The organism is Mesorhizobium sp. P2_E9 (assembly GCF_056403815.1).
The window spans coordinates 314,267-324,253 of record NZ_JBFUET010000007.1 but is presented as its reverse complement, the minus strand read 5'-3'; the positions used below and the strand labels follow the sequence as shown (position 1 = coordinate 324,253).

General features: G+C 62.7%; 8 protein-coding genes, 1 tRNA gene and 1 pseudogene. 8 read left to right on the top strand and 2 right to left on the bottom strand.

The window, feature by feature from the left end:
* The 5 genes and pseudogenes from AC1D05_RS15025 to AC1D05_RS15005 all read left to right on the top strand — a co-directional run.
* A pseudogene (locus AC1D05_RS15025) lies at nt 1-210 on the top strand (IS110 family transposase); the annotation flags it as partial.
* Nucleotides 211-558: 348 nt separating this feature from the next.
* Nucleotides 559-1,452, top strand: coding sequence for a D-alanyl-D-alanine carboxypeptidase family protein (locus AC1D05_RS15020; RefSeq protein WP_477441613.1), 894 nt, complete (start codon nt 559-561; stop codon nt 1,450-1,452).
* Nucleotides 1,453-1,785: 333 nt separating this feature from the next.
* Entirely contained in the window at nt 1,786-2,712 is a 927-nt protein-coding gene (locus tag AC1D05_RS15015) for a DUF1003 domain-containing protein (RefSeq protein ID WP_477441611.1), read from the top strand.
* Between the two features lie 360 nt (nt 2,713-3,072).
* Nucleotides 3,073-3,149: transfer RNA gene (locus AC1D05_RS15010), tRNA-Arg, on the top strand.
* A gap of 455 nt (nt 3,150-3,604) precedes the next feature.
* A complete protein-coding gene (locus AC1D05_RS15005; RefSeq protein WP_352550154.1) occupies nt 3,605-3,892 on the top strand; it encodes a hypothetical protein in 288 nt (95 codons plus the stop codon).
* Nucleotides 3,893-4,124: 232 nt separating this feature from the next.
* On the opposite strand, the gene AC1D05_RS15000 is transcribed toward AC1D05_RS15005, so the two are convergent.
* Together AC1D05_RS15000 and AC1D05_RS14995 are read right to left on the bottom strand one after the other, a co-directional pair.
* Nucleotides 4,125-4,430 (bottom strand): alkylphosphonate utilization protein, encoded by a 306-nt coding sequence (locus tag AC1D05_RS15000; protein WP_477441609.1) that lies wholly within the window; start codon nt 4,428-4,430, stop codon nt 4,125-4,127.
* 164 nt (nt 4,431-4,594) lie between these two features.
* Entirely contained in the window at nt 4,595-5,716 is a 1,122-nt protein-coding gene (locus tag AC1D05_RS14995) for a LacI family DNA-binding transcriptional regulator (protein ID WP_477441607.1), read from the bottom strand.
* A gap of 601 nt (nt 5,717-6,317) precedes the next feature.
* Between AC1D05_RS14995 and AC1D05_RS14990 the strand changes: the two genes are divergently transcribed.
* The 3 genes from AC1D05_RS14990 (at nt 6,318) to AC1D05_RS14980 (ending at nt 9,983) form a co-directional block, all read left to right on the top strand.
* Nucleotides 6,318-7,280: a sugar-binding protein gene (locus tag AC1D05_RS14990; protein ID WP_477441605.1), complete on the top strand. Its 963-nt coding sequence runs from the start codon at nt 6,318-6,320 to the stop codon at nt 7,278-7,280.
* Nucleotides 7,281-7,395: 115 nt separating this feature from the next.
* Nucleotides 7,396-8,934: a sugar ABC transporter ATP-binding protein gene (locus tag AC1D05_RS14985; protein WP_477441642.1), complete on the top strand. Its 1,539-nt coding sequence runs from the start codon at nt 7,396-7,398 to the stop codon at nt 8,932-8,934.
* A 53-nt stretch (nt 8,935-8,987) separates the two neighbouring features.
* Nucleotides 8,988-9,983 (top strand): ABC transporter permease, encoded by a 996-nt coding sequence (locus tag AC1D05_RS14980; protein ID WP_172221025.1) that lies wholly within the window; start codon nt 8,988-8,990, stop codon nt 9,981-9,983.
* The last annotated feature ends 4 nt before the right edge of the window (nt 9,984-9,987 follow it).

Genomic DNA, 9,987 nt, shown 5'->3' with positions numbered 1-9,987 from the left:
CGCGGCGGACGTGCTGGGCCGCGCGGCATCCTCTTCGTCGTCGCGGCCATCGTGGCCAAGTTCGATCCCCACCTCAAAGCGTTCGCTCAACGGTTGCAGCAGGCGGGAAAGCCCAAAATGCTCATCCGCATCGCACTCGCCAGAAAACTTCTCGTCATCCTCAATGCAAAAGCACGCGACGCGAGAACTGAGTTCGCAAATGCAACTTGACACCCCAGATAGTCGCTCTCCCCCGATCGACGGGGTAGAGGAAAGGCGCCATGCTTTTTGCCGTCAACGCTCGTCCAGCAACGCTCCCTTCCTTTCCCTCCGGAGGGGGGAAAGGTGGCGCTGCGAAGCAGCGACGGATTGGGGGAACCACGTGGCAATCAAGCCTCGCGCCGATCAGTCACGCCAATCACAGAAGATGTGTGCATAGCGTAGCGCAAAGCGGGGACGAGGAACCGGCTAGAACTCGACAATCCTGGGGCTGTCAGCCATTAACCAAATGGACGCATCAGTCGCGTTACGTTAGCTTCGCCTCATCTCAGCAACAGCATCGCCAGAACAGTCCTGCCCTTGTCCAACCTGCGTCCCCTTCCGCTCCTCCAGAGAGTTTTCGTCGCCCTCGGCCTGTTGCTGCTGGTCGCCGGCTGCTCGACCACGACCCCGCCGGATCAGGTGCTGGCCGTGCCGGCGCCGCCGCAGAAATATGCCGCCATCGTCATCGACGCCAAGACCGGCAAGCAGATGTTCGAGGTCAACTCGACGGCGCAGCGCTATCCGGCCTCGCTGACCAAGATGATGACGCTCTATTTGCTGTTCGAGGCGATGGAATCCGGGCGTGTGACCAAGGAAACGCAGATCCCGGTCTCCGACCACGCCGCCTCGCAGCCGCCGACCAAGATGCGCTTCCGGCGCGGCGAAACGATCGATGTCGATTCCGCCATCCGCGCCATCGTCGTCAAATCCGCCAATGACGTGGCGGTGGCGGTTGGCGAATATCTCGGCGGCTCGGAGGACCAGTTCGCCGCCATGATGACGTCCAAGGCGCGCTCGCTCGGCATGTCCAGCACCACCTTCCGCAACGCATCCGGCCTGCCCGACGACAGCCAGATGACCACGGCGCGCGACATGGCGGTGCTCGGCCTGGCGCTGCGTCAGCGCTTTCCCCAGCATTTCCATTATTTCTCCGAAAGCGATTTCATGTTCCGCGGCAGGCTGGTGCGCGGCCACAACGACATGCTCGGCCGCGTGCGCGGCGTCGACGGCATCAAGACCGGCTACATCAGGGCCTCCGGCTTCAACATCGTCACCTCCTACAATGCCGACGGCCGCCAGCTGATCGTGGTGGTGATGGGCGCCGACAGTGCCCGCCAGCGCAACGACCATGTCGAAGCGCTGATCCAGCGCAGCCTGTCGCCGACGACAGATGGCACCAAGACCAGGCTGATGTTCGCCGAACAGCAGTAGTAGTCCTGCGGCCTGAGCCAACAAAGGTGGGCAGCCGGCTATTGTTTCACGACTGTCACGCAATTGTCCGGAAGCCATGGCATAGGCTGCGAAAACCGACGGTGGCTATGCGCCGCCCCGTTGGCGTATCGTCTGCCTGCGACAGGCAGAAGGCCCAAGGTGTGTTGAGAGTCAGGTCAGGCCGAGCCGAAAACGATGGCTTTCGGGGTCGCTCTTGCGACGAGCGGAGCGTACTTTTCGTACGTGAGCACCGGAAGCGCAGAAAGCCGTCGTTTGCAGGCCGGCCTCACCTGAATATCATCACACCTTAGCGCCACAGCAGGAGCCCGCACCATGAGCACCGTCCCCAAAACGCCAGAGCAGAAGGCGGCGGCCAATGAGAATGACAGCGGCGGCGAATATTTCGAGGCGCCGATCACGCAGGAGGATCTGCACGAGGTTTCGGACGAGCATTTCGACATGCCTGAAGTGCCGGACTCCGAACCGTCAGGCCCCGGCGCATCGCGCATAAAGCCCAGGAAAAAACCGTCGGCGATCTCAGGCCGCAAATTCCGCAAGCGCGACCTCGTGCGCATCGACACGCTGCGCCCGAGCCTTGCCGACCGCATTCACGCCGACCACCCGGACCTGCCCAGGGGCGCCCGCATCAGCCGCGAGGAGCTCGGCCGCTACCGCATGCGCTACATGGAGGAGTTGCTGCAGCAGGAGCACGGCGAATTCTCCGAACTCGACCGCCAGGTGGTGGAATCGATCGCCAGGCAGGACACGATTTCCGAAAACTCGGAGGAGGAGTTCGAGGAGCACCGCACGTTCCCCGACCGCGTCTCCGACAACATGGCCGCCTTCGGCGGCAGCTGGTGGTTCCTGATCTCGTTTGCCGGCGTGCTGCTGGTCTGGATCGGTATCAACCTGTTCGAGGGTTTGAACGGCGCCTTCGACCCCTATCCCTTCATCCTGCTCAACCTCCTGCTCTCCTGCATCGCCGCCATCCAGGCGCCGATCATCATGATGAGCCAGAAGCGCCAGGAGGTGAAAGACCGCCTGCGCTCCTTCAACGAATACCGCGTCAACCTCAAGGCCGAGCTCGAAGTGCGCCATTTGCACGAAAAACTCGACTACCTCATCTCCCGCCAATGGACGCGGCTGGCCGAGATGCAGCAGATGCAGCTGGAGGCCATGCAGGAGCTGGCGGGTGCGAAGAAGGTGAAGCGGGCGGTGCGCGGGGTGAGGCGAAGGACGGTGAAGGGTGAGGCGGGGTAGTGAGCGCCTGAAGGGTAGGGAGTCTGCGAAGGGCTGGATGCGATCATGGCAGCGAGCTCGCGATCGGTTGCCCGGTGACGGCAATTATGCTATAAATCTGACCATGGTGCTGATTTGCGCCAGCGACCCGCCGCCGAGGCGGGTTTTTCGTTTCAGGCGCCATCTTCCGGCAGGCACCTTGGCGGCTCGGAGTCTTAGAGAGGGGCTTGGACGTCCATGGCATCAGGATCCCGAAAGCGCGTTAATCTCAGTTCGCGGCCCAGCGGCCCGCCAATTGCCCGTTGAAGCCCGCGCCGGCTTCCGCTAAGAAGCCGTGACTTGCCGGTTCACCGGCTGGTTCGTTTTCCGCATCGCCGGAAAGCACCCGTAGCTCAGCTGGATAGAGCGCTGCCCTCCGAAGGCAGAGGTCACAGGTTCGAATCCTGTCGGGTGCGCCATTTTTCCTTATGTATTACATATACTTATATGACCACAAGTGAAATACGCTTACGCGAAGCAAGGAACCCGTAAGCAGTGAGAGCACGCTTTTCCCACTAACTGGCTGACGCCAATTGGCGAAACTTTGAGTTGGATTCATTCATTTTCTGCGGAAGCGAGCTCTACGCTGTCGTTTAGACGGATGACGGCAAGCACCTAAGGCAGGCGGTCGGCAAGCGCGTCGCGCAGCGGACGCGCTCGGCCGAAGAGTCTAGCACCTGTTCGGTGATCGATCCGGCTTCCCAAGCCAATTTCCGCCTGCCGCGCTCCACGTTATTGCAAAACGTTCAAATTTGAGCTTCCGCACTCATGCTTTGTCGAGGGTACCCCTGTAATTACTTAAACCGTCTGCGCCGTAAGTTTTAGCCGTTTTGAATCGCCGTCGGCGACGATGGCGACGAAATAGGAGAACGCAATGACTCGTAATCACGTTGAACGTCTTGGAGAGTTCAGGGAAATCCTGGTGGCGACTCGACGCGAAGGAGTCCGCAACGTGCACCATACTCGCGACGCAATGCGGGCAAGTGGCTTTCAGATCGGGGACAGCGATGGCGCCAGCTACGGAGCCGAATTGAAGGCGCTCCAAGAGGAAATTGAGGCAGTCGATCGCGCCATCGAAGACGAGAAGCGGTTGGCCTTGGCCCTAGAGAACGAGGCGCAATCCCGCCGACCGGCTAAACCGAGAATCGTGAAGGGAACATAGAGTCAGGTATGGCCCTTGGCGCCGTTCGCCTGTAAGGCTCGTTGTCGCCGTGGCGAGCGCCCCGCCTCTGGCGCAAAGCGGTCGGCGCTACCCAGGATGCTAAGGCCGGCTTTCTAGCCCCGTCATCCCGAAAGCCGACGTTCCGCTTCGCGGAAGCCAGCCAGATTCGGTCCTCGACCTGCCCGGGTCCCGTGCCGACCGCGTGTTCAGCATCGCGGCAGCCGGGTAACGCTCACCGCTTGCGCACGAACTCGGTGCGAAGGACGAGGCCCTTGATCGCCTCATGCCGGCAATCGATTTCATCGGGATTGTCGGTGAGCCGGATCGACTTGATCAGGGTTCCCTGCTTCAGCGTCTGACCGGCGCCCTTCACCTTGAGGTCCTTGATCAGGATCACCGAATCCCCGTCGGCAAGAACATTGCCGGCGGCATCGCGTGGCACAATGCGCCCCGCCTCGGCGAAGGCAGCGATCTCCGAGGCCGGACGCCATTCACCGGTGGCCTCGTCGTAGATGTAGTCTTCGTTTTCGTAGGCCATGATCGCCCCTGTCGCTCGAGTTGGACACCTTCCGACCCCATGCGGCGGTCTGGCGCGAGCCATCTATAGCAGGCGCGGCCTATTCTCAACCGTGGCTCCCGGGTCGATGCCGACAACCGCGGACCGCAGGGGTGGTGCGCCGATGAGCACGCTGAGACCGACGGTCAGCCTTCTCGACCCGTCACGGCTCCGGCCACCGCCCGCACACTCTCCCGCTCCACCAGCGGGCACTCCAGCTTGGTGATGGGATAGCGCCCTTGCCCGGGCGCCGCCGGCGCCTCGAGCTGCTCGATCGCCCATTGGCCCATCGCCATGTGCGGCAGGATCGAGGTGGTCAGCGGCGGGAACAGATGCCGGGCGATTTCCTCGTCGTCGTAGCCGACGACGGAAATGTCTTGCGGAATGTGCAGGCCGGCTTCCTTCAGCGCTTCGTAGCAGCCGATCGCGGTGCGGTCGTTCTGGCAGAAGATGGCGGTCGGGCGGTCTTTCAGCGCCAACAATTTGACGGTCGCGGCATAGCCCGCGCTGGCCGACCAGTCGCCCTCGACCACCAGCTCCGCGTCGAACGGGATGTCGGCGGTGGCAAGCGCGCGGCGGTAGCCCTTCAGCCGGTCCTGTGCCGCCTGCATCCAGGGTTCGCCGGTGATGGTGGCGATGCGGCGGTGGCCGTGGCTGATCAGATGCCTTGTCGAGCTCTGGCCGCCGGCGATCTCGGAAGGCACCACTGCGGGAAAGGCGTAGTCGGCCGTGTAGCAATTGAGCAGGATCACCGGAATGTCGAGACTGTAGAGGAAATCGGGTGCCGTGATTTCGCGGGTGAAGATGGTCATGTAGATCAGCGCCGAAATGCCCCGCCTAGTCAGCGCCTGGATGGCGCGCGGCTCCATCACCGCGTCGCCCATGGTCTGCGCCACCAGCAGCACATTGCCGGCATTCCACGAAGCCTGGCGTGCGCCTTCGATGGCGACCACCGCCTCCGGGCTGGTCGCCAGCTGGTCGACGGCGAAGCCGATCACCCCGTCAAGGCCATCGAAGGCGGCAACAGGCTTGCGCAGTGCCGAGAAAGCGGGCGCGCTGTAGCCCAGCGCCCGTGCGGCCTCGATCACCCGTTCGCGGGTCTGCTGCGACAGCTTGATCCCTGGCGAATTGTTGAGCACGAAGGAAACGGTCGCCTGCGAACAGCCGGCGGCCCTGGCGATGTCGGTCATGGTGACCCGCCCCTTGGGCTTCGCTGGCGCCTTGCGGCGCTTCGCGGTCTCGATGGTCCGATCCCTGGTTTCGCTCATTGCATTCGTGTCCCCAATCCTAGCCTGTCTAGCGGCAGCCTGCCGGGTCGACAAGATGGCGCGGCGGCGGCGATTTATAGAGGCCGTCGATGAATTTATAACTATTAGTAAGGCGTTGATCCATCGGTCATGCGGCTCCGGGTATTCAGAAAGGCAGGAATAGCAAGGCTTGGGCCGCCGCGCTGGCAAGGCAGTCCATCGTCGGCGGATCGGTTGCGCTGTCGCCCCGATGAGTCCAGGCACGGGTGAGAACTAATACTGTTTACTAATACAAAGATGCGCTGTAACGTCAATCCGTCGCGTCCGGTCCGATGGATCCCGGTGCGGCGGGAGTACTCGTGACTGGTCCGATGGTGAGCGGATATTGCCTCCGCGAACCTTATAGTAGATATGTGATATGTCAGACAAATCGGACTATTTACGAATGAGGGATGAGTCTCTAAAGTCCGTGACCGTGGCTGGACGACGCCATCCTTTCAGTGCCGGGAACCCCTGAGGAGGAGGGGCGTCCAAGCCACAGACGGCAAATTCTGGTGAGCAAGGCAATTCTAGTGAGCAAGACTGGTCAGCCCGAAGGCTGGACCAAAACGGGAGGTTGAACATGAAGTCCTTGATACGCAATGCATCCGTGGCCGCCGCGGCCCTGGTTGTCGGCCTGACGGCGACGGCCATCGCACGCGCCGACGACAAGCCAACACTGGCTTTCGTCGTCAACGGCGCTTCCGATTTCTGGAAAGCGGCCGAAGCCGGCGTCAAGAAGGCGCAGGGCGAACTGCCTGACTACACACTCGAGCTCAAATATCCGGAACAATCCTCGGTCGCCATCCAGCAGCGGCTGATGGATGATCTGGTGACGGCCGGCGTCAAGGGCATCATGGTCTCGGCCGTCGATCCCAAGACCTCGACCGATGGTCTGAACAAGATCGCCTCGGAAACCGCGCTGTTCACCACCGACAGCGACGCTCCGCAGACCAAGCGCGTCGCCTATATCGGCTCGTCCAACGTCGACGCCGGCAAACAGGCGGCCGAAATCGCCAAGAAGGCGATGCCGAACGGCGGCAAGTGCCTCGGCTTCGTCGGCCTGCTCGGCGCCGACAATGCCAAGGAGCGTATCCAGGGCATGAAGGATGGCCTGGCCGGCACCAAGATCGAACTCGTCGACGTGCGCGGCGACGACATCGACCAGGCCCGTGCCAAGAAGAACGTCGAGGACGCGCTGGTCGCCAGCCCCGACGTCACCTGCATGGTCGGCTTCTACTCCTACAACACGCCGCGCATCTATGAAGCGCTGCGCGATGCCGGCAAGCTCGGCTCGATCACGGTCGTCGGTTTCGATGACGATCCGATCACGCTGGGCGGCGTCAAGGAAGGCACCATTGCGGCTACCGTCGTGCAGCAGCCCTTCGAATGGGCCTATCAGGGCATGAAGCTGATGGCCGCCTATCTCAAGGGCGACAAGTCGGGCATCCCGGCAGGCAACCTCATCATCATCCCGACCAAGATCATCGGCAAGGATGACGTCGACGCCTACGCCGCCAATCTGAAGGCGATGTCTGGAAACTAAGACCACAGGCAGTTCAGCCGGCTCAACTCTGCTTGAGCCGGCTGCGCGCATTGACGAAGCCTGCTGAGACCGTCAGTCTGCGGATGGGTCAGCTCGCCAATCGCTGTCAGGCATGATGAATTATTCCGACACATCCATCGCCGCGACCACCCCGTTCCTCAGCCTCGAGAACGTGCGCAAGACCTATCCGGGTGTTGTCGCGCTCGATGGTTTTTCGATGGAGGTCAGGCCGGGCGAGGTCATCGGCCTCGTCGGTGAGAACGGCGCCGGCAAGTCGACCTTGATGAAGATCCTTGGCGGCGTCACCACGCCGGACACCGGCACGATCACGGTCGACGGCACCGCCCATAAGAGCCTGAGCGTCGAAGGCAGCCTCGGATCCGGTATCGCCTTCGTCCATCAGGAACTCAATCTGTTCGACAATCTCGACGTCGCCGCCAACATCTTCTTCGGCCGCGAACCGCTGCGCGCCGGACCGCTGAAACTCGTCGACCGCACGAAGCTGCGGGAAATGGTGGCGCCGCTGCTGAAGCGTGTCGGTGCCAATTTCACCGCCGACGCGCAGGTCGCCGACCTGTCGCTGGCGCAGCAGCAGATGGTCGAGATCGCCAAGGCGCTGTCGATCAAGGCAAGGCTGGTCATTCTCGACGAGCCGACATCGAGCCTGCCGCTCGCCGAGACCGACAAATTGCTCGACGTCATCAAGGCGCTGAAGGCCGACGGCATCAGCGTCATCTTCATCTCGCACCGCCTGCACGAGGTCGAGCGCGTCGCCGACCGCGTCGTCGTGCTGCGCGACGGCATGCTGGCCGGCACATTGCAGAAGCGCGACATCGGCCACGACCAGATGGTCAAGCTGATGATCGGCCGCATGCTGAAGGAGCGCGAAAAGGCCTCGGAGGCCGCGCGGGCGCCCGGCGCAGTCGCACTTGCGGCCAAGGCCATCCGCACCCCCAGCTATCCCAGCCGGCCGGTCGACCTCGACGTCAGGCGCGGCGAAATCCTCGGCCTTGCCGGCCTTGTCGGCTCCGGCCGCACCGAACTGGCGCGCGTGTTCTTCGGCATTGACGGCAGCCTTGGCGGCACGCTCGAGCTCGCCGGCAAGCCGCTTGTGCTGGGCTCGGCGGCCGACGCCGTCGCGCATGGCATTTTCCTGGTGCCGGAGGACCGCAAGCTGACCGGCATCCTGCTCGATTTGTCGATCGCGCAGAACATCTCGCTGCCCAATTTGCCGGCGCATGCCAGGCGTTCATTGGTGTCCGCAAGTGCCGAAACGGCAACCGCCGAAAAGCAGAAAAAGGATCTCGGCATCAAGGCGCCTTCGGTGCAGACGCGCACCGGCACGCTTTCGGGCGGCAACCAGCAGAAGGTCGTGCTCGGCAAGTGGCTGGCCATGAACCCGAAGGTGATGATCCTCGATGAGCCGACGCGCGGCATCGATATCGGCGCCAAGGCGGAAATCTACGGGCTGATGCGGGCGCTGGCCGATGCCGGCGTCGCCGTGCTGATGATCTCCAGCGACATGGAAGAGGTGATCGGCGTGTCCGACCGCATCGCCGTCATGCATGAGGGCCAGATCTCGGGCATTCTCGACAAGGATCAGTTCAGCCAGGAAAACGTGCTGTTGCTCGCGGTGGGCAAGCAGCCGAAATAAGCTTTTGCCGGGCGCAAGCGCGGTCCGCTCAGGCAGGCATTGGGGAGACGACGATGAGCAAGAAAGATCTCGGCCTGCTGATCCTGATCCTGGTGGTCGGCGCAATCGTGGCCATCATCAATCCGCGCTTCCTGCTGCCGATCAACCTCGCCAACACCTCGAACCTGATCGGGCTCTTCGGCATCCTGTCGATCGGCCAGGCCTTCGTCATCATCACCGGCGGCATCGAACTGTCGGTCGGCTCGGTGGTGGCGCTGCTGGGCACGCTGTTCATCGACTTCATCGCCGTGCGTGGCATGGGATGGCCGGTCGCCTTCGTGCTCATCCTGGTGCTCGGCGCCATCATCGGCCTGGCGCATGGCTGGCTAATCACGCGGCTCAAGCTGCAGCCCTTCGTCGTCACGCTGTGCGGCCTCTTGATCTATCGCGGCGTGGCGCGCTTCTACACCGGCGACGGCACCGCCGGCTTTGCCTTCGGTCAGAATTTTCCCGACCTTGAATTCCTCACCGCCGGCCGGTCCTATGGTGTGCCCAACAGCTTCATCGCGCTGATCGTCATCGCCATCATCATGTGGGTGGTGCTGCACCGCTCGGTGTTCGGCCGCTATCTCTACGCCATCGGCAAGAACGAGGAGGCGGCTAAATATTCCGGCATCCGCACCGGCCGCATCGTCATGGCAGCCTATGTCATCTGCGGCGTGCTGACGGCGCTGTCGGCGATCTATTTCGCCATGTACACGCGCTCGATCTCACCGGCCAGCCACGGCCAGTTCTACGAACTCTACGCCATCGCCGCCGCCGTGCTCGGCGGCTTCTCGCTGCGCGGCGGCGAAGGGTCGCTGATCGGCGTTGTCCTCGGCACCGTGCTGCTGCAGGAGCTGCAGAACCTCGTCAATCTGCTCGGCATCCCCTCCTCCCTCAACTTCGCGGTGATGGGCGGCGTCATCCTCATCGGCGTGCTGGTCGACCAGCAATGGGGCGTGTTCCGGGCTCGGCGTCTGATGATCGATGCGGCCCGCAAAAACGTGGCGGGTGCGCCAGCGGAATAACGCC